The sequence below is a fragment of the Micromonospora sp. CNZ303 genome (assembly GCF_004345505.1).
In genome coordinates this window covers 105,852-125,800 of sequence record NZ_SLVT01000012.1, presented here as the reverse complement: position 1 = coordinate 125,800, position 19,949 = coordinate 105,852, and the positions used below count along the sequence as shown (strand labels likewise).

Here is a 19,949-nt window from a genome sequence, read left to right as displayed (position 1 = left end):
AAACTAACCCCGGGGTGTGACGGCCGGTGCGTGGGACGCGCCGGCCGCCACGAATCTCAGGACGGGCCCCGCCGGGACCGGTGGTTGGCGTGCTTGCGGGCCGCGAAGTCGTACGCCTCAGCCAGCAGCTGCCGCACCGTGTCCACGCTCGCCTCGCCGGGGTTTACGACACACACCCAGTGCTGCGGGGCGTAGACCGGATGCGGCAGCACGGTGTCCGGCACCGTGTGGTCGACGTCCGACCCGTGCCCCTGCGCAAACAGCGCCCCGTACGCCGAGCGGGTCAGCCCGACGTTGAGCCGCCACGCGCCCGGCCTGCCCAGGTCGGAGGCGTCGTCGTAGTGGTCGCCGGTCACGATCGTCGCGAACGGCAGCTGCCGCTCGGCGGGCAGGTCCCGCCCGGGATCGTAGATGTAGAAGGTGTCCCCGTTCGCCTCCAGGGCGTTCACCCCGTCGAAGGTCTCGCGGATGTACCGCTTCATGTCCCCAACGTCCATGCCTCAATTTTTTCATTGAAATGCTTGTTGAGGCTTACTCCGCCTTTTGGTCCGCTGGTAGGCGGTGAACCCTCAAATCCGCGCACAATCCCGGTCGTACGCACGGCAACCCACGACGAGCGGAGCGGACTCCGTCCCGCGACCGGGGCCGTCGCGGGACGGAGTCGCCTGCCGTCAGCCGGTGCCGTCGAGGACGGGAATGAGCTGCTCCTCCTCGTACGTCAGATGGGCCTCCAGCTCGGTGCTGAGACGCTCGACCTCCCGGCGGGCCTCGTCGGGGTCGGCGTCGGGGTCGCCGACGACCTGCTGGAGGCGTGCGACGAGGGCCGCGATGCGACCGTGCTCCTCGCGCAGCCGGGCCAGCGCCGGGGCGAGGTCCGGCCGTTGCCCCTCCAGGCCGGCGAACATGCCGTCGTCCTCGTTGCGGTGATGGTGGTGCAGGCCGTGGCAGAAGGTCAGGCAGTTCACCCGCAGCTGCGCGCCCAGTCCCGGGCCCGAACGGGTGACCTCGTCGCGGATCAGCGCCAGCTCCCGGCGGAACGCGTCGTGGACGAGTTTGAGCGCCGCACCCCAGGACGCCGCCTCCGGCGGCCCACCCGCCACCTGGTGCAACGCCACCACGGGAATGACCCGCGCCGTCTTCGCCTGGTACGCGGCCCAACCGGGGTCGGCCTCTACGGCCCGGGCGAAGATCTCGTCGCGTTCGGCGCCCGCCAGCACCACCGCGCGGGCCTGGTAGGTGAAGACCCCGTCCTCGACGGTGGCGAGCGGTTCGGCGACAAGGTTGTGGTACCAGTCCGGGTGTCTCGGGCCGCCCCCGGCCGAGGCGATGACGAGGATGCGTTCGCCGTCGGGCAGGTAGCCGACAGGAGTGGTGTGCGGGGCGCCGGAACGGGCCCCGGTGGTGGTGAGCAGGATCAGCCGGGCCCCCTCGAAGGGACCCCCGACCCGGCCGTGGTTGGCGCGGAACTCGTCGATGATCTGCTGGTTGAAGTCGTTGGGCAATGCTCTGCTCTCTGCTCGGGCAGGGATGTGCGGCCACGATGGATCGCCCGCCCGGCGACCGGTGGCGGCGAGGATGCGGATACGCCGGCGGACGACCGGCGTGGACGGTGGGAAGCGCGCTGCGGTGGACGTGGCGTCGACACCGGCAATCGCGGGGACGGCGGGCCACGGGCCCGCCCCCGGCTCACCTGACGGCCGGGTGCCCTGTCCGCTCGTGGCCCATGGCCGACCCGGCAGTCACGGATCCGACCGTAGTGCGGGTGACGACGGCTGGCAAGCGTCATCCGGTTGCGGCGGCGGGGGCACGGTGGCACGGTCGGGAGATGCCCGAGCTGAGCGGCGTCGACGTGGACCGCGCCGTGACCGAGATGACGACCGTGCTCGGCCCGCACACCGGGCGGGACTGGACGGTGCCGGCCGGCGGGCTGGAGTGGAGCTGCTGGACCACCGCCGCGCACGTGGCACACGACCTGCTGGCGTACGCCGGCCAGGTCAGCGGGCAACCCGACGACGGCTACCTGCCGTTCGACCTGACCGTCTCCCCCGCCGCCGTCCCGGCCGAGGTGCTACGGGTCGTCGTCGCCTGCGGCGGCCTGCTGCGGGCGGCGGTCGACGCCGCCGCGCCGCAGACGCGGGCGTGGCACTACGGGTCCTGCGACCCGGCGGGCTTCGCGGCGATGGGGGTGGCGGAGACGCTGCTGCACACCGACGACATCGCCCGGGGCCTCGGCGTGTCCTGGCAGCTGCCGCAACCACTGAGCGCCGCCGTGGTGCGGCGGCTCTTTCCGGACGCGCCGGACGGGCCCGCGCCGCAGGTGCTGCGGTGGCTGACGGGTCGTGGTGAACTGCCCGGCCGCCCCCGGCGCACGTCCTGGTCGTGGCGGGCTGCGGTGGACTGAGCGGAAGCTACGCCACCCGGCGGCGCCAGGGTGGTCGCCAGCCCCGCCGGCGCGGCGCGGCCGCCGGGGGCGGGACCGGGACCGCGGCGGCGGGGGTCTTCCGCTCGGCCCGCCAGCGGCGGACCACCTCGTCGGCGTTGACCGGGCGCACCGCGACCCGGGGCCCGGTGGGCGTACGCAGCCAGGCGAGGATCTGGGCGTTGAGGTCGGCGACGAACGCGCGCACGGACTCCTCGGTCGGCAGGTCCCGCACCTCGCCGGGCACCTGTTCGATGCGGCGGCGCAGTTGCAGCGGCGTCGGCAGCAGCAGGTCGGTGGGGAGCTTCTCCCGCTCCAGGAAGCTCTTGATCCACCACGACTCGTCGTAGGGCTGCCCGCGACCGGGGATCGGCTTGCCCATGCCCGGCAGGTTGTCGAACTCCCCCTGCTCCTGCGCCGCGCGGATGCGCGCCTCGACCGTCGCTTCCCAGCTGTCCACCTGCCGACACCTCCCCCGGACCCCACGGTAACGCGGCCGCCGCATCGGGGCCGACGGAAGACGTCAGCGCCCCGACCGGACCGGGCATTCCCGGTCCGACCGGGCCCAGCGGGCGTGCCGGTGGCCGTCGCGGGGGAACGGCGGGCGGGCCGGCAGCACCTCCTGGAAGACGTAGCCGGCCTTCTCCGCGACGCGGCAGGACGCGGGGTTGTCGATCTGGTGCAGCAGGTCCAACCGCCGCAGGCCGGCGAACCGGGCGAACGCCCAGTCGGTGACCGCGCTCAGGGCGTGCGGGGCGACGCCCCTGCCCCGCGCGGGCGCGGCGGTCCAGTAGCCGACCTCGGCGTCCTCGCCGCCTTCGGTGACGTTCTTGAGGACCACCTGCGCCACCAGGGTCTCGCCGACCGGGCGCGGCTCCAGCACGGCGAAGCAGAACCGGTGGCCGTCGTCCCAGTCCCGGTGCGCCGCGGCCAGGAACCGGCGCGCCTCGGCGGTCGTGGTCACCGGCGCCCGGGTCCAGCGCAGCAGCACCGGGTCGCGGTAGGCGGCGATCAGGGCGTCGGCGTCGTCGTCGCGCCAGGGACGTAGCAGGAGCTCCGGCAGGGTCGCAGTGGCGGGGGCGTGCAGCATCGGCCCAGTGTGCCGGTCGCCGTGTCGACCGTGGGGGCGCGCGGCACGCCGGCACGGGTCGGCGGCGCGGCGGCGTACGGCGTAGGGTCGGCGCGAGCATCGGCAACGGGGGGAACCAATGGTCGGTACGGGTGCACTGGTGGGCATCGCGCTGGTGGCGCTGGGGATGGTGTTGACCCCCGGGCCGAACATGGTCTACCTGGTGTCCCGGTCGGTGACGCAGGGCCGGCGGGCGGGGCTGGTGTCGCTGCTCGGCGTCGCCGCCGGGTTCGGCGTCTACCTGGCCGCGGCGGTCGCCGGCATCGCCACGGTCTTCGTGCTGGTGCCCGCCCTGTACACGGTGGTCAAGCTGGCCGGCGCGGCGTACCTGCTGTGGCTGGCCTGGCAGGCGCTGCGACCGGGCGGGCAGTCGCCGTTCGCCCCGGCGCCGCTGCCGCCGGACCCGGCCCGGCGGCTGTTCACCATGGGCCTGGTCACCAACCTGCTGAACCCCAAGATCGCGATCCTCTACGTGTCGCTGCTGCCGCAGTTCATCGACCCGGCCCGTGGCCACGTGGCGGCGCAGAGCCTGCTGCTGGGGCTGACCCAGATCGTGGTGGCGCTGACGGTGAACGCGCTGATCGTGCTCAGCGCCGGCGCGCTCGCCGGGTTCTTCGCCCGCCGGCCGCTGTGGCTGCGGGTGCAGCGACTCGTGATGGGCACGGTGCTGGCGGGGCTGGCGGTGCGGATCGCCGCCGACCGGTCCCGCGCCGCCGTCGCCATGCCCTGACCGCCAGCCCCATCCCTGACCAGCGGGCCCACCCCGACAGCGCTACCCCGGGCCGCCGGCGCTGCCGGTCTCCCGGAGCACGGCCGCGCCCCCGGCGGACAGGTGCACCTCCGTGGCGATCGACACGCCGGTGAGCAGGTCGACCCCGGCCGCCGGGACCCGCTGCGGCCGGTCGGTGTGATTCAGCAGGAACAGCCAGCTCGTCCCGGCGGCGCGTCGGCGGACCGCCTCGACCCCGGCCGGCGCCGCCGGGCAGACGGGTGTCGCGCCGGCCGCCCGCGCCACCCGCGTCACCAGTCGACGGTAGGTGGCGTCGTCGGGTCGGGTGGACAGGTACCAGGCCGTGCCGGCGCCGCTGCGGTGGCGGGTGACCGCCGGCAGCCCCGCGAGCGGGCCACCCGCGTACGAGGCCACCGGCTCCGCCCCGGCGAGGCGTACCGTCTCGGCCCAGAGGCGACCGGTCCCGGCGTCGGACAGGGGCACCGTCTCGCCGTCGGCGAGGGGGTGGAACTCCTCGACCCGTACGCCCAGCACGTCGCGGAACGCCCCGGGGTGACCGCCGAGCCGGACGCGGGCGTGCTCGTCGGCGACCCCGCTGAGCCACGTCACCAGCAGGTGGCCGCCGCCGTCGACGTACCCGCCCACCCAGTCGGCGGTGGCGTCGGAGGTCAGGTAGAGGGCGGGCAGCACCAGCAACCGGTACCCGTCGAGCCGGTCCCCGGGCAGCACGATGTCGGTGCCGAAGCCGGCGCGCCACAGCGCCCGGTGCGCCGCCGACACCTCGTCGCGGTGATTGAGTAGCGGCGACGGCATCCCCGGGTGGCCCAGGGCCCAGCCGCTGGCGGCGTCCCAGGCGATGGCGACGGCGGCGTCGACGGTGCCGTCGTCGACCTCCGAGATCCGCTCGAGCGTCGCGCCGAGGTTGACGGCCTCCCGGAACACGCGGGTGTCGGGGCCGGCGTGCGGCACCAGCGCGGAGTGGAAGCGTTCCGCCCCGCCGGCCGGGGCCCGCCACTGGAAGAACATCACCCCCCGCGAGCCGCGTGCGACGTGGGAGAGGCTGTGCCGGGCCATCCGGCCGGGCTCCTTGGCGTGCATCCGCCCGCCGCTGTGGATCTGGTTGGGGGCGCTCTCCATCAGCAGCCACCGCGCCGGACGGCCGGCGTCGTCGGTGCGCCGACCGGCGCCGTGCCGCGCCCAGCCCCGGGCCAGGTCGGCGGCGAGGGCGGTCTGCTCCTCGGCGCCGCCGTCGGTGGCGTCCGGGTAGTGGTCGATCGCCACCAGGTCCACCTCGGCGGCCCAGCGGGCGTGGTCGACCGGCACCCAGTCGCCGAGGACGTGGTTGGTGGTGACCGGGACCGCCGGGTTGGCCGCGCGCAGCAGGTCGCGCTGCTCGGCGTACGCGGCGAGCAGGGTGTCCGACCAGAAGCGGCGGAAGTCCAGCAGGTGCCCCGGGTTGGCCAGGTACTGCGTGGCGCGGGGCGTGTCGACCTGCGCCCAGTCGGTGTAGTGCTGGCTCCAGAAGCTGGTGGCCCAGGCGGCGTTGAGCGCGTCGAGGTCGCCGTGCCGGTCGGCCAGCCAGCGCCGGAACGCCCGGGCGGTGTGCGCGCAGTGGCAGGTGGTGCCGTACTCGTTGTGCACGTGCCACAGCGCGAGGGCCGGGTGGTGGGCGTAGCGGTCGGCGAGCGCGGCGGCGATGCGCTGGGCGGCGGACCGGTAGGCGGGCGCGGCGGCGCAGTAGGTGTCCCGGCTGCCGTGGTGCAGGCGTACGCCGTCGGCGGTCACCGGCAGGGCGTCGGGGTGGGCCAGCGAGAACCAGGGCGGGGGCGACGCCGTCGGGGTGGCCAGGGCGACGGAGATGCCGTTGTCGTGCAGCAGGTCCAGCACCCGGTCCAGCCAGTCGAAGGTGTACCGGCTGGGCTCCGGTTCCAGCCGCGACCAGGCGAACACGCCGACGGTGACCAGGTCGACCCGGGCGCGGCGCATGAGGGCGACGTCCTCGCGCCACACCTCGGCCGGCCACTGCTCGGGGTTGTAGTCGCCGCCGTAGCGCAGCCCCGCACCGTCGCCCCACATCATCCACCGCCAATTTGTTGGGGAAGCGTCCAAAATATTGACGGGGTTTGCGCCTGTCAACGCCGATTCTTCGCCGATCCGGCGCAGGTTGACGTTGACAGTTAGTTGAGGAGCCAAAGAAACTGGCGGGACCGCCGGAACCATCCTGGAGGAGACGCCGATGCCCTACCGACCGCCGTTGGTCCCGTACGAGACCTTCGTGGCCGACCCACCCGACCTGCCGGTGCGCGGCCCCGGCGAGGACGCGGCCGCCGTCGTCGGTCGGGCCGAGGTCGTCGCGACCGACGCGCACGGGGTGACGTTCAAGGCCGCCCTCTCCGACGGCGCGAGCATGGTGGTGCGCGTCGACGCCGCCGGTGAGGGGGTGATTCGGGTACGCCTGTCGGACGACCCGCAGGCCCGCAGCCGCTCCGCGCGGGCGCTGTCCCTGGTGCACCCCGGCACCCACCCGACCACCGTCACCGTCGACGACACCCGCGTCCGGATCGACGCAGGCGCCGTGGTCGCCGAGATCCGGCTGGACCCGTGGCACCTGCGCTTCCTCGGCCCGGACGGCCGGCTGCTGCTGGAACAGGACCCGGGCACCCGGGACATCAGCGGCCGGCGGCGTACCCTGCCGTTCGGCCGCTCCACCGTCGACGGCGCGCCCGTCGCCTGGCACGAGAGCTTCGTGGCACCCGGCGACGAACGCTTCGTCGGCTTCGGCGAGAAGTTCACCCCCTTGGACAAGCGCGGGCAGCGGCCGCTGATGTGGAACTTCGACGCCTTCGGCGGCGAGTCGGACCGCTCCCACAAGAACGTGCCGTTCTACCTCTCCGACCGGGGCTACGGGGTGCTGGTCGACAGCGGGCTGCCCGTGCAGTTCGACGTCTGCCAGTCCACCCACAGCAGCGTGCAGCTCCTGGTCCCCGACGACCTGCTCGACTACTACGTGCTGGCCGGCCCGACCCCGACCGAGGTGCTCGACCGCTTCGACCGGCTCACCGGCCGTCCGTACCTGCCGCCGAAGTGGGCGTTCGGCGCCTGGGTCTCCTCCGGCTTCTTCCCCGACTCGCAGGAGCGGGTGCTCGAGCGCGCCCGCCTGCTGCGCGAGCGCGGCATCCCCTGCGACGTGCTGCACCTGGACTGCTACTGGCAGGTCGCCGGCCGCTGGTCGGACCTGCAGTGGGACGCCGAGGCGTTCCCCGACCCGACGGCGATGCTGCGGACTCTCTCGGAGCAGGGCTTCCGGGTCTGCCTCTGGATGAACCCGTACCTGATGACCGACAGCCCGCTCTACGCCGCGGCGGCCGAGGCCGGCTACTTCCTGCGCCGCGCCGACGGCACGCCGTACGTCGCCGACGTCTGGCACGGCAGCCACCCGGCGAGCGCCATTGTGGACCTCACCAACCCGGCGGCCGTCGAGTGGTTCACCGGGCTGCTGCGGCCCTTGCTGAAGCAGGGGGTGGCGGTGTTCAAGACCGACTTCGCCGAGGGCGTGCCCGCCGACGCCGTCGCCCACAACGGGATGACGGGCGTCGAACTGCACAACGTGTACGCGCTGCTGTTCAACGACGTCGTCGCCGAGGTGACGCAGGAGGTGACCGGGCACCGCACGGTGTGGGCCCGCTCGTCGTACCTGGGCGGGCAGCGGCACAGCGCCCAGTGGAGCGGCGACGTCAACGCCACCTGGCCGGGGCTGGCCAGCACCCTGCGCGGCGGGCTGTCGCACGGGCTCTCCGGCGTGCCGTTCTGGAGCCACGACACCGGCGGCTTCCACGGCACCCCGACGCCCGAACTCTACGTCCGGTGGACCCAGTTCGGCGCGCTGTCGCCGCTGGTCCGCCTGCACGGCACCACCAGCCGACTGCCGTGGGACTTCCCGGCCGAGACCGAACGCGACGCGGTGGCAGCGCTGCGGCTGCGCTACCGGCTGATGCCCTACCTGTGGTCGGCGGCGGTACGGTCGGCCGCCGAGGGGACGCCGATGATGCGCGCGCTGCTGGTGGACACCCCAGACGACCCGACCGCGTGGACCACGGACCTGCAGTACCGCCTCGGCACCGACCTGCTGGTCGCCCCCGTCACGGACCCGTCCGGGCGGCGCGACGTCTATCTGCCCGTCGGCGACGACTGGGTCGACGCCGCCACCGGCGAGCGGCACCCCGGCGGGCGGCACCTGCGGGTTGACGTGCCGCCGCACCGGCTACCGCTCTACGTCCGCCACGGCGCGCTCGTGCCGGTGGTCGCGCCGGGCGACACGGTGGGCGACGGGCCGTTCCGCGACGTGACCCTGGTGAGCTGGGGCGGGGTCGACGCCCGTACGGTACTGCACGACGTCGACGGCGACACGGTCGTGACGGCCGTACGCGACGGCGACACCCTGCGCGTGGACACCGACGGGCCGCTGCGGGTGGCGCACATCAGCGTCGCCGGCGCGGACCTGCCGGCCCGGCTGCTGCTCAACGGCGAGCCGGTCACCCCGGCACCCTTCGACGGATGGTTCCCCGACCCGGCGTGACGGCGAGCGGCGCCCGACCCGTCAGGGGTCGGGCGCCGCGCGGGCCCGGTCAGCCCTTCACCGCGCCGGTGATCACACCCTTGGTGAAGTGCCGCTGCACGAACGGGTAGACGATCACCGCGGGGATCACGGTCACCACCACCACCGCCATCTTCACCGCCAGCGTCGGCGGATACGCGGTGACGCCGGGCAGGCTGACCGCGGCCCCGGACACGTTCGGCGACTGGCCGGCGAGGATGTAGCTCTGCAACACCCGCTGGATCGGGAACTTGTCGTTGTCGTCGATGTAGAGCACCGCGTTGAAGTAGGCGTTCCAGTAGCCGACGGCGTAGAAGAGACCGACGACGGCGATCACCGCCCTGGACAGCGGCAGCACGATGCGCCACAGGATGTGGAACTCCCCCGCACCGTCTATGCGGGCGCTGTCGAGCAGCTCACCGGGGACGTTCATGAAGAACGCCCGGATCACCACGAGGTTGAACACGCTGATCGCGCTGGGCAGGATCAGCGACCAGATGCTGTCCTTGAGCCCTAGGCCGGTGACCACGAGGTAGCTGGGCACCAGACCGGGGAAGATCAGGAAGGTCAGCAGGAAGAAGAAGAGCAGCCCCCGGTGCCCCACCGACCCGGGCCGCGACAGCCCGTACGCGGCGAGGACGGTGAGCACCAGGCTCACGGTGGTGCCGAGGACGGTGACCAGCGTGCTGATCCACACGGCCTGGGTGATCTGCCCGCCGCTGAAGATGGTGACGTACGCCGACGGGTCGATCTCGCGGGGCACCATCACCATCCCACCGGCCTCGTCGATGGTGGTCCGCGAGGCGAGGCTGGTCACCAGCACCGCCCACAGGGGCACGAGCACGGCCGCGACGAGCGCGGTGAGCACCGCTCCCTTGGCCAGCGTGCCCAGCGGCGTGGGCGGTTCCTCCCAGGCGGGTCGCTGGGACCGCCGCCGCCGGGGCGGCGGATCGGGCGTCGGGCGCGCCGGCACGGGGCCGACGCCACTGAGCTGCGCGGTCATGATTTCGCGTAGACCCCCTGCTCGCCGAAGCGGTGCGCCACCTTGTTGGCGGTAAGGATGAGGACCAGTCCGACCACGGCCTTGAACAGGCCGGCGGCGGCGCCGAACCCCCACTGCTGGGTGCTGATGGCCTGGTAGTAGACGAACGTGTCCAGCACCTCGGCGGCCTCCCGACCGACCGCCTCGCGTTGCAGGATGAACTGCTCGAAGCCGACCGACAGCGCGTCGCCGAGCCGCATGATGAGCAGCAGCACGATCACCGGGCGCAGGCCCGGCAGGGTGATGTGCCACAGCCGCCGCCACCGGCCGGCCCCGTCGGCGGCAGCCGCCTCGTACAGGTTGGGGTCGATCGCGGACAACGCGGCCAGGAACACGATCGCGCCCCAGCCGACGTCCTTCCACACCGACTCGGCGGTGACCAGGACGATGAACGTGTCCGGGTTGGTCATGACGTTCCACGGTTGCAGCCCGGCCTCGCGCATCTCCTGGGCCAGCAGCCCGGCGCCGCCGAGCATCTGCACGAAGAACGTGACCACCAGCACCCAGCTGAAGAAGTGCGGCAGGTAGACGACGCTCTGCACGAAGCCCCGCACCCGGCCGGAGACCAGGCTGTTGAGCAGGATGGCCAGCAGGATCGGCAGCGGGAAGAAGAAGACGAGCTGGAACGCGGTGATGGTGAGGGTGTTGCGCACCGCGTCCCAGAACAGCGGGTCGCCGAAGAGCGCCTCGAAGTTGCCGAAGCCGATCCACTCGCTGTAGAGGAACGCCTCGAGGGGGTCGTCGCCGACGAACGGGTTGTAGTCCTGGAAGGCGATGACGTTGCCCAGCGTCGGCACGTAGTGGAAGACCAGCAACAGGCACGCGGCCGGCGCCGTCATGGCCAGCAGCGGCCAGTCGCGGCGCAGCCGGTCCCGCAGGGTACGCCGGGGCCGGACGGGCGGCGTACGACCGGCGCCCCGGCCCCGCCGTCGGGGCCGGGGCGGGCGGGTGTCCGCCGGCGCGTCGACCGCGCCGGCGGTGCCCGGGCCGCTCATCGGCCGTTGTCGGCGAGCGCCTTCTCGTGGAACGCGCGCCCCTCCTCACCGCCGGAGGCGAGGAACTCCTTCGTCACCTGGTCGAGGTCGCTGATCGGGCGACGGCCGCGCAGGATGTCGCGGATCTTGTCCTCCGTCGGCTGGAGGATCTTCGACCAGTTGGCCGGCAGTTCCAGCTTGATCCCGGCGAACAGGTCCTTCTCCAGCAGGCCGATGTTCTTCTTGTAGTAGTCCAGGTACTGCTGGACGTAGTTCGGCGTGTCGCTGCTCTTCACCTTCACCGGGACCCGGCAGAAGTTGTACTGGCCGCCCAGCTCCTTGCGGCCGAGGTCGCTGGGAAGCGGACTGCCGTCGGAGCCCCGGGTGAAGTGCTTGCCCTCCACGCCGTACTCGCGCAGCTCGAACTCGCGGCTGCCGAACGGCGCGGCGCACCAGTTGAGCACCCGCAGCAGCTCGTCGACCCGCTCCGCGCCGGCGCCCTTCTTCACGAAGGTGAAGAAGATCGGCTTCTCGCTGCCCCAGATGACCGGCTGGGCGCCGGCCGCGCCGAACACCGGCAGCGGCTGCATGTCGAAGCTCGGCAGGACCTTGGACTGCTCGCCCTGCAGGCCCTGCCACGCGCCGAGCCCGTCCTGGAACATCACGATCTTGCCGGCCTTGAAGAGCTGCTTCTCGTCGGCGCCCTTGCTGGCCACCGTGTCGGGGTGCACCAGCCCTTCGGCGAAGAGCTTCGCGGTGAACTCCAGGGCCGCGCGGAAGGCCGGGTTCTCGAACTTGTGCTCCAGGCCGCCGTCGGCCTTCTTACGCCAGTACTGCTGGCAGCCGAAAAGCTGCTGCACCGAGTCGAAGATGCTGCCGAACGCCCACACCCCCTTGCCCGGGTCGGTGAGCTTCCTGCCCAGCTCGTGCAGCTCCTCCGGCGAGGTGGGCGCGGTCAGGCCGGCCTTGTCGAACAGGTCCTTGCGGTGGAACAGCGCCCACGCGAACACGCCGTCGGTGGGGTACGGCACGGCGTAGAGCCGGCCGGCCCAGACCGAGTACTCCCACGCGCCGGTGGGCAGCGCGGCGAGGTGCGGGTACTTCGCGGCGCTGTCGCCCTTGAGGTGGTCGGTGAGGTCCTCGAACAGCGCCTTGACGGCGTCGGAGAACCGGGCGACCTTGTCGACCTCCCAGTTGGGAACCATGAGCAGGTCGGGCACGTCCCGGGCGCCGAGCATCGCGTTGAGCTTGTCGGCGTAGGTCGTGCCGTCCTGCAGGCTCGGGTCCAGGTCCACGCCCAGCTTGGCGTTGATCGCCGCCAGGTAGGAGTTGCGGCCCAGGGTCGGCGGGGTGGGCCCCCACCACGGGCTCATGGTGCGGATCGCCGGGCCGCCCCGGCCGGGCTGCTCGGTGACGGCGTCGACCAGGCTGCGGGGGTAGCTGAGGTAGCCGTCGGGGATCGGCCCCTCCCCGACGATGTCGGGCTTGAGCAGCTCGGCCTGCTTGTGGGTGGGCAGCACCGACCGGATCGCGTCGGCCTGTGTGGCGCTGCCCTTGCTTCCGGCCTCCTTGCTGCAACCGGCCAGGGTGGCGCCGCCCATCGTCGTGGCGGCGCCGAGGCCGAGCAGGCGCAGCAGGGACCGTCGGTCGGTGGATACGCCCGGCAGGGACGGCTTCACGGCGCACTCCCTTCGTCATCGGGTAACGGTTTCGCGGACCGTTCGTGTCCGGCTAGAATTAGTTGGGGTCCTAGCCGAACAAACTAATCGACGGTGATCCGTCCCACAAGACAGTGGTCCCTCCCGCCGCGGCGGTACGCGATGATGGGTCGCGCGGCACCACCGGATCGCGCACCGTCGGCCCAGGAAACGGACAGATCGTGATCAGCATCCACAACGAACCGCAGCCGACGGACCTCGGCGACGTCCGGGTGGCCAACCGGGCCGTGGTGCTGCGGCACGTGCGCCGGCACGCGCCCTGCTCCCGGGCCGACATCGCGGCGCACACCGGCCTGAACAAGGCCACCGTGTCCAGCCTGGTCGGCGAGCTGATCGAACGGCGGCTGCTGCGCGAGACCGGCCTGACCGAGAACCGGGTCGGGCGCCCCGCGACCATGCTCGTCCTCGACGGCGCCCCGTACGCGGCACTGGGCATGCAGATCGCCGCCGACGAACTGGTGGTGGTCGCCGTCGACCTGGCCGGCGCCCGGCTGCTCACCTGGCGGCGTGCCTTCGCCGCGCCGACGTCCTCCCCCGCCGAGACGGTCCGCGCGCTGGCGGCCCTGGCCCGGCGGGCGATCACCCGGCTGGCCGGGCAGGGCCGCCGCGTGCTCGGCCTGACCGTGGGCGTGCCCGGCCTCGTCGACGCCGACGGCGCCGTTCCCCGGGCCACCGCGCTCGGCTGGCGGGAGGTGACCCTCGCCGCCGACCTGCGCGCCGCACTGCGCGAGCCCGGTCTCACCGTCGATGTCGACACCGACGCCAACCTCGCCGTCCTCGCCGAGCACCGCCACGGCGCGTACGCCGGGGCCGCCCACCTGGTCCACCTCACCGGCGGGGCCTCCGCCGGCGCGGGGATCGTCGCCGGCGGCCGGCTGCTGCGCGGCGGACGGGGATTCGCGGGCGAGATCGGGCACCTGACGCTCGACCCGGCCGGTCCCGCCTGCGGGTGCGGGCGGCGCGGCTGCCTGGCCGCGTACGCCGGACTGCCGGCGGTCGTCGGCCGCCTGCTCCCCGACACCCAGCAGGACGGGCCGGTCACCGACTACCTGCCGGAGATCGAACGGATCCAGGCGCTGGCCCGCCAGGGCGACCCCGGCGTCCTGGCCGGACTGGCCGACGTCGGCTGCCGGCTCGGGCACGCCGCCTCCGTCCTGGCCAACCTGCTCAACCCGCAGGCCGTGGTGGTCGGCGGGCACTTCGCGACCCTGGCGGAGTGGCTGCTGCCGGCGGCCCGCACGGAGTTCGCCGCGCGGACCCACGCCCCGAATTCCGGCGGCTGCCTGCTCGACGCCTCCACCCTGGACTCGGCGGCCACCGCGCTCGGTGGCGCCACCGCCTCGCTCGCCGCCGTCGAGTCGGGTCGGCTCCCTTCGGCGTGACCCCCGGGGCCGGCGGGCCTTGACCGGACCGGCGCGGGGTGCCAACCTCGAACCGCCGCCCTGTGGCTCGGGCACCCGGGGCGGCATGTCTCGCGCAGTCGTCGAAGCGCTTCAACGCTTCCGGGCCGACGGCCGCCACTCCCACCGCGACGCCGCTCGCGCCACCGTTCGTCGAAGCGCTTCGACACGGTCGTGACGCGGACCCACGGAAGGCGACCCGATCATGACCGACCACCCCGCCCCCTCCCCGCAGGCCATCGTCGACGACCTGCTGGACCGGCTCACCCTGCCGGAGAAGCTCGGCCTGCTGCACCAGTGGCAGGCGCCCGTGCCCCGGCTCGGCCTACCCCCCTTCCGCACCGGCACCGAGGCGCTGCACGGGGTGGCCTGGCTCGGCAGGGCCACCGTCTTCCCGCAGGCGGTCGGGCTCGCCAGCAGCTGGAACCCCGAACTGGTCCGGGCCGTCGGCGCCGCCGTCGGCGACGAGGTACGCGCCAAGCACCACGCCGATCCCGAGCGGGTCGGTCTCAACGTCTGGGCGCCGGTGGTCAACCCGCTGCGCGACCCCCGCTGGGGACGCAACGAGGAGGGCTGGTCCGAGGACCCGTGGCTGACCGGGCGGCTCGCCACCGCGTACGCCCAGGGACTGCGCGGCGACCACCCGCAGCGGCTGCGTACGGCGCCGACGGTCAAGCACTTCCTCGGCTACAACAACGAGACCGACCGGGCCACCACCTCCAGCGACATGCCACCCCGAGTGCTGCACGAGTACGAGCTGCCCGCCTTCCGCGCCCCCCTGGCCGCCGGCGCGGCCGTCGCCGTGATGGCCTCCTACAACCTGGTCAACGGGGTGCCCGCGCACCTGAGCCCGCTCATCGAGGACGAACTGCGCCGCTGGACGCCCGAGGAACTGCTGATCGTCGGGGACGCCGGCGCGGTGACCAACATCGCCGGGGTGCAGGGCCACCTGCCCGACCACGTCAGCGGTTTCGCCGCCGCCCTGCGCGCCGGGATCGACAGCTTCACCGAGGACGACGCCGACAGCGCCCCGACCGTCGCGCGACTGACCGAGGCGCTGGACCGGGGGCTGATCACCGGGTCCGACGTGGACCGCGCCGTCCGGCGGATCCTCACCGTCCGCGTCCGCCTCGGCGACCTGGACCCGCCGCGCGACGACCCCTTCGCCGGCGTCGCGCCGGACGCCGTCGACCGCCCCGCGCACCGGGACCTGGCCCGCGAGGCCGCCCGCCAGTCGATAGTCCTGCTGCGCAACGACGGGCTGCTCCCGCTGACCGACGCGGGCCTGCGGGTGGCCGTGCTCGGCCCGCTGGCCGACGCCGTCCACGAGGACTGGTACAGCGGCACCCTGCCGTACGCGGTGACCGCGTACCAGGGCCTGGCCGAGCGGCTGTCCACGGTCACCACCCACCCCGGCACCGACCGGATCGCGCTGCGCGTCGGCGGGCGCTACGTCGGCTGCCCCGACAGCCCCGACGGCGGCCCGCTCACCGTCGGCGCCGACGCCACCGGGTTCGACGTCTTCGACTGGGGACGCGACGTGGTGGCGCTGCGCGCCGCAGGCAACGGCCGGCACGTCGGAGCCGACGAGGCCGGCGCCCTCGCCAACGACCGCCCCGGACCGGGCGGCTGGGTCGTACGCGAGACCTTCCGCTTCCACGACGGCCCCGACGGCACGGTGCTGCTGCACCACCTCGCCACCGACCGGTACGTCGCCGTCGACGCGGACGGGCGGCTGCGCGCCGACGCCCCCACCCCGGGCGACGCGACCCGCTTCACCGTGGAGCTGCTGGCCGACGGGGCCGCCGAGGCCGCCGCCCTGGCCGCCGAAGCCGACGTGGCGGTAGTGGCGCTGGGCAACCACCCGATGGTCAACGGCCGGGAGACCGAGGACCGCGTCGACCTGGCCCTGCCCACCGGCCAGGAGACGCTGCTACGGGCGGTACACGCCGCCAACCCGCGCACCGTGCTGGTGGTGACCAGCAGCTACCCGTACGCCGTGGGCTGGGCCGGGACGCACCTGCCGGCGGTGCTCTGGTCGGCGCACGGCGGTCAGGAGCACGGCACCGCCCTGGGCGACGTGCTGCTGGGCGACGCCGAGCCCGGCGGCCGGCTCACCCAGACCTGGTACGCCGACGCCGCCGAACTGCCCGACCTGCTCGACTACGACGTGATCGGCTCCGACGCCACCTACCTGTACCACCGGGGCGACCCGCTGTACCCGTTCGGCCACGGCCTCAGCTACACCCGCTTCGAGTACGCCAACCTGCGGCTGAGCGTCGACGACGCCACCGCCGGCGAGGAGGTCGAGGTGAGCGTCGAGGTCACCAACGCCGGCGACCGCCCCGGCGAGGAGGTCGTGCAGCTCTACACGCGCCAGCGCCGCTCCCGCGTCAAGCAGCCGCTGCGCCAGCTTCGCGACTTCGCCCGGATCAGCCTCGCGCCCGGGCAGCGGCAGGTGGTCCGGCTGCGGCTGCGTACCGCCGAGCTGAGCTGGTGGGACGAGACCCGGGGCCGGCGGGTGGTGGAGGACGCGACCCACACGGTCATGGTCGGACGCTCCGCGCGCGACGTGCGGCTGGTCGGCACCCTCGCCGTACGCGGCGACGAGGCGGCCCCCGACGGCCGGGCGGCCGTGCCGGCGTCGGGGCGGGCGCGGTGAGCGGGGCGCGCAGGCGCCCGTCGCCCGGGCAGCCCACCATCGCCGACGTCGCCCGGCACGCCGGGGTCGCGGTGAGCACCGTGTCGTACGTGCTCAGCGGCAAGCGCGCCATCTCCGAGGTCACCCGCAACCGGGTGCTGGCCAGCATCCGGTCGCTCGGCTACCACCCGCACGCCGGCGCGCGGGCCCTGGCCAGCCGGCGGGCCAACGTGATCGCGCTGGTGCTGCCGCTGCGCGCGGGGATGCAGGTGCCCGTGGTGATGCAGTTCGCCATGGCCGTGGTCACCACCGCCCGCCGCTTCGACCACGACGTGCTGCTGGTCACCTCCGACGAGGGGCCCGCCGGCCTGCGGCGCGTCGCCGCCACCGCCCTGGTCGACGGCGTCCTGGTCATGGACGTGGAGCTGGACGACCCGCGGGTGCCGTTGCTGCGGGCGCTGGCCCGACCCAGCGTGCTCATCGGCCTGCCCGCCGACGCCACCGGCCTGACCTGCGTGGACCTGGACTTCCACCGGGCCGGGTGGGCCTGCGTCGCGCACCTGGCCGGGCTGGGGCACCGGCGCGTGGCGCTGCTCGGCGCGCCCGCCGCCGTCTACGACCGGGGCACGGGCTTCGCGCACCGCACCCGCGCCGGCGTGGTCGAGGCCGCCGCCGAACACGGCGTCGACGCGGTGGCGCTGCCCTGCGAGGAGGGGACGGCGGCCGTGCGCCGCACCCTCGCCGACCTGCTGGAACGCCACCCCGACGTGTCGGGGCTGATCGTGCAGAACGAGGCCGCCGTCGATCCGGTGCTGGCCACGTTGCCCGCGCTGGGCCGGCGGGTGCCGCAGGACGTGTCGGTGGTCGCCGTCTGCCCCGACCGCTTCGCCGAGCAGGCCAGCCCGATGCTCACCGCCGTGCCCGTCCCCGCCGAGGAGATCGGCACACAGGCCGTGTCGCTGCTGATGCGCAAGCTCGACGGCGAGGCGGTGCCGGAGGTCACCCTGCTGCCGCCCCGGCTGACGGTACGCGGCAGCACCGCCACCCCCGCCCCGGCGGCGAGGGCCGGCCGGTGACCGCCGGGCCGTCCCCCGCCGCGCACCGCATCGTCGACACCGCCCCCGCCGGGCGCTGGGAGGACGCGTTCCTCTCCGGCAACGGCGAGGCCGGGATCATGGTGTACGGCCGGCCGCACGCCGAGCGCATCATCATCAACCACCACCGCTTTGTCCTGCCCAACGGCACCCGCGACGCCCGGCCGCCCGAGCTGGCCGCCCTGCTGCCCCGCATCCGTGAGCTGATCCTCGCCGACCGGCGCGCCGAGGCCAGCCGGCTGCTCGCCGGCGACGGCGTGCTGCGCTGGACCCAGTCGTTCCATCCCGGCTTCGCCCTCACCGTCGACGCCGTGGCGCCCGGCCCCGTCAACGACTACCGGCGCCGCACCGAGTTCACCACCGGGGAGGTCGTCGTCGAGTGGGCGGGCGGGCGGCGGCGCTCGTTCGTCTCCCGGGCCGACGCGCTGGTGGTCACCCACGTCGACGCGGGCCCCTGCGAGGTGGGCGTCACCGGTGACCTGCCGGGCCGGCCGGACTCGGTGCGCTACACCGTCGCCGCGTACCGCCGGGGGGATCTGGTCTTCCTGCGGGTGCGGGGCCGCTACCCCGACGCGGGCGGCGCGTACGGCTTCGAGGGGCTCACCCTGCTGCGCGGCGACGTGGCGGTCCTCGGCGACGACCGGGTGGCGGTGCGCGGCCCGGCGCTGCTGACCACGGCGCTCGACCGCCCCGACACGCCGCCGTGGCGCACCGGCGAGCTGGAGGAGCGGCTGGCGGCCCACGCCGGCGACGACTACGAGAGCCTGCTGTCCCGGCACGTCGTGCCGCACGGCCGCGCCTACGGGCGGGTGAGCCTGGACCTGCGGGTGCCGGACGCGCAGCGGGAACTGCCCGTGGGCGAGTTGCTCGCGGCGCAGAACGCCGATGCGGGCACGCTGCGGCCGGCGCTGTTGGAGCGGCTGTTCCACGCCGGCCGGTACCTGCTGCTCAGCTCCAGCGGTGTGCTGCCGCCCCGGCTGACCGGGCTGTGGCTCGGCTCGTGGGACGCCGCCTGGGCGGGCGACTTCACCACCGACGCCAACCTGAACCTGCAACTGGCCGGCGCGAACGTCGGCGCCCTGCCGGAGGTGACCGCGGCCCACGCCAACCTTATACGCGGCCAGGTCGACGACTGGCGGCGCAACGCGCGGGCGATCTACGGGGCCCGGGGCCTGCTGGCGCCCAGCCGCACCGACGGCGAGCACGGCCACCTGTTCCACCTGCACGAGGACTGGCCCTTCGCCGCGTGGCTGCCCGGCGCGGACTGGCTGCTGCACCCGCTGCACGAGCAGCACCTGGTCACCGGCGCGCCGCTGGGGGAACTGGCCGGCTGGCTGGCGGAGGTGGCGGACTTCTTCGCCGACTTTCTCACCGTCACCGACGGGGCGGGCACGGTGGTCGTGGTGCCGTCGTACTCGGCGGAGACCGGCCCGCACGACGAGCGGGGGCGGGCGGTGCACGTGGCGGTGAACGCCACGATGGACGTCGCCGCCGCGCGGCACGCCCTGCGGACGGCCGCCGAGGTGACCGGATCGGAGCGGTGGGCGGGGCTGCTGGGGCGGCTGCCGGCGTACCGGGTGGACGGGCGCGGGGCGCTGGCCGAGTGGGCGTGGCCCGGCTACCACGGCGACGACGACCACCGCCACGTCAGCCACCTCTACCCGGTGTGGCCGCTCGACGAGATCAACCCCGACGACACCCCCGGGCTGGCCCGGGCCGCGCACCGGGCGCTGACGCTGCGCGGCGACGAGAACCTCTCCGCGCACGGCAGCCTGCACCGGGCGCTGGCCGCCGCCCGGCTGCACGACGGCGCGCTGACCGCCGCGAACCTGCTGAAGATCGTCGGCAACGACATGTTCTTCCGGTCCCTGATGAGCGCGCACAACCCGCACCTGGTGACGTACAACGCCGACGCCGCGCACACCCTGCCGGCGGTGCTGATCGAGTCGCTGGTGCAGTCCCGCCCGGGGCTGCTGCGGCTGCTGCCGGCCGCGCTGCCGGGCCTCGACGCGGGGGTGCTGCGCGGGGTGGCCTGCCGGGCCCGCGTCGGCGTGGAGGAGCTGTCCTGGTCGCCGGGGCGGGTGCGGGCCCGCCTGTTCTCCCCCGTCGCGCAGCGGATCAGCGTGCGCAGCCCGTACGGCGCACGGGACGTGGACCTGGCCGCGGCGACGCCGGTCGAGGTGGCCTTCGGCGCGCCGGACTGACAGC

Annotated in this window: 15 protein-coding genes; 7 read left to right on the top strand and 8 right to left on the bottom strand. The window is 74.2% G+C overall.

Going from position 1 to position 19,949, the window contains the following annotated elements:
- Window positions 1–56: 56 nt before the first annotated feature.
- Window positions 57–497 (bottom strand): DUF6194 family protein, encoded by a 441-nt coding sequence (locus EV374_RS20035; protein WP_132237596.1) that lies wholly within the window; start codon window positions 495–497, stop codon window positions 57–59.
- A gap of 174 nt (window positions 498–671) precedes the next feature.
- A complete protein-coding gene (locus tag EV374_RS20030; protein WP_132237594.1) occupies window positions 672–1,502 on the bottom strand; it encodes a nitroreductase/quinone reductase family protein in 831 nt (276 codons plus the stop codon).
- 332 nt (window positions 1,503–1,834) lie between these two features.
- Here EV374_RS20030 and EV374_RS20025 point away from each other — a divergent pair, with 332 nt between their 5' ends.
- A complete protein-coding gene (locus EV374_RS20025) occupies window positions 1,835–2,401 on the top strand; it encodes a DinB family protein (protein WP_132237769.1) in 567 nt (188 codons plus the stop codon).
- Window positions 2,402–2,408: 7 nt separating this feature from the next.
- Here EV374_RS20025 and EV374_RS20020 read toward each other — a convergent pair whose 3' ends face one another.
- The gene (locus tag EV374_RS20020) at window positions 2,409–2,879 is read right to left on the bottom strand and encodes a DnaJ family domain-containing protein (protein WP_486485857.1); all 471 of its coding nucleotides are present in this window, start codon (window positions 2,877–2,879) and stop codon (window positions 2,409–2,411) included.
- A 63-nt stretch (window positions 2,880–2,942) separates the two neighbouring features.
- Entirely contained in the window at window positions 2,943–3,509 is a 567-nt protein-coding gene (locus EV374_RS20015; RefSeq protein WP_132237590.1) for a GNAT family N-acetyltransferase, read from the bottom strand.
- Between the two features lie 118 nt (window positions 3,510–3,627).
- On the opposite strand from EV374_RS20015, the gene EV374_RS20010 reads away from it, so the two are divergent.
- Window positions 3,628–4,278, top strand: a complete 651-nt coding sequence (locus EV374_RS20010) for a LysE family translocator (protein WP_132237588.1) — start codon at window positions 3,628–3,630, stop codon at window positions 4,276–4,278.
- Window positions 4,279–4,320: 42 nt separating this feature from the next.
- On the opposite strand, the gene EV374_RS20005 is transcribed toward EV374_RS20010, so the two are convergent.
- Window positions 4,321–6,357 carry a beta-galactosidase gene (locus EV374_RS20005; RefSeq protein ID WP_132237586.1) on the bottom strand — a complete coding sequence of 679 codons (2,037 nt, stop codon included), beginning with the start codon at window positions 6,355–6,357 and terminating at the stop codon, window positions 4,321–4,323.
- Window positions 6,358–6,514: 157 nt separating this feature from the next.
- Here EV374_RS20005 and EV374_RS20000 point away from each other — a divergent pair, with 157 nt between their 5' ends.
- Entirely contained in the window at window positions 6,515–8,854 is a 2,340-nt protein-coding gene (locus tag EV374_RS20000; RefSeq protein ID WP_132237584.1) for a TIM-barrel domain-containing protein, read from the top strand.
- A 49-nt stretch (window positions 8,855–8,903) separates the two neighbouring features.
- On the opposite strand, the gene EV374_RS19995 is transcribed toward EV374_RS20000, so the two are convergent.
- Genes EV374_RS19995 through EV374_RS19985 form a run of 3 tightly spaced genes read right to left on the bottom strand, consistent with a single transcriptional unit; the run spans window position 8,904 to window position 12,567 of the window.
- Complete coding sequence (locus EV374_RS19995; RefSeq protein ID WP_132237582.1) at window positions 8,904–9,875, bottom strand: carbohydrate ABC transporter permease; 972 nt, start codon at window positions 9,873–9,875, stop codon at window positions 8,904–8,906.
- The gene (locus EV374_RS19990; protein WP_132237580.1) at window positions 9,872–10,909 is read right to left on the bottom strand and encodes an ABC transporter permease subunit; all 1,038 of its coding nucleotides are present in this window, start codon (window positions 10,907–10,909) and stop codon (window positions 9,872–9,874) included. Before EV374_RS19990 ends, EV374_RS19995 begins: the two co-directional genes overlap by 4 nt.
- Window positions 10,906–12,567 (bottom strand): extracellular solute-binding protein, encoded by a 1,662-nt coding sequence (locus EV374_RS19985; RefSeq protein WP_132237578.1) that lies wholly within the window; start codon window positions 12,565–12,567, stop codon window positions 10,906–10,908. The genes EV374_RS19990 and EV374_RS19985 overlap by 4 nt, the downstream gene beginning before the upstream one ends.
- A 200-nt stretch (window positions 12,568–12,767) precedes the next feature.
- Here EV374_RS19985 and EV374_RS19980 point away from each other — a divergent pair, with 200 nt between their 5' ends.
- The 4 genes from EV374_RS19980 to EV374_RS19965 all read left to right on the top strand — a co-directional run bounded on the left by EV374_RS19980 (window position 12,768) and on the right by EV374_RS19965 (window position 19,945).
- The gene (locus EV374_RS19980; protein WP_132237576.1) at window positions 12,768–13,988 is read left to right on the top strand and encodes an ROK family transcriptional regulator; all 1,221 of its coding nucleotides are present in this window, start codon (window positions 12,768–12,770) and stop codon (window positions 13,986–13,988) included.
- Window positions 13,989–14,211: 223 nt separating this feature from the next.
- Complete coding sequence (locus EV374_RS19975) at window positions 14,212–16,668, top strand: glycoside hydrolase family 3 C-terminal domain-containing protein (RefSeq protein WP_132237574.1); 2,457 nt, start codon at window positions 14,212–14,214, stop codon at window positions 16,666–16,668.
- A complete protein-coding gene (locus EV374_RS19970) occupies window positions 16,665–17,723 on the top strand; it encodes a LacI family DNA-binding transcriptional regulator (RefSeq protein ID WP_132237572.1) in 1,059 nt (352 codons plus the stop codon). Before EV374_RS19975 ends, EV374_RS19970 begins: the two co-directional genes overlap by 4 nt.
- Window positions 17,720–19,945 (top strand): glycosyl hydrolase family 95 catalytic domain-containing protein, encoded by a 2,226-nt coding sequence (locus EV374_RS19965; protein WP_132237570.1) that lies wholly within the window; start codon window positions 17,720–17,722, stop codon window positions 19,943–19,945. Before EV374_RS19970 ends, EV374_RS19965 begins: the two co-directional genes overlap by 4 nt.
- The last annotated feature ends 4 nt before the right edge of the window (window positions 19,946–19,949 follow it).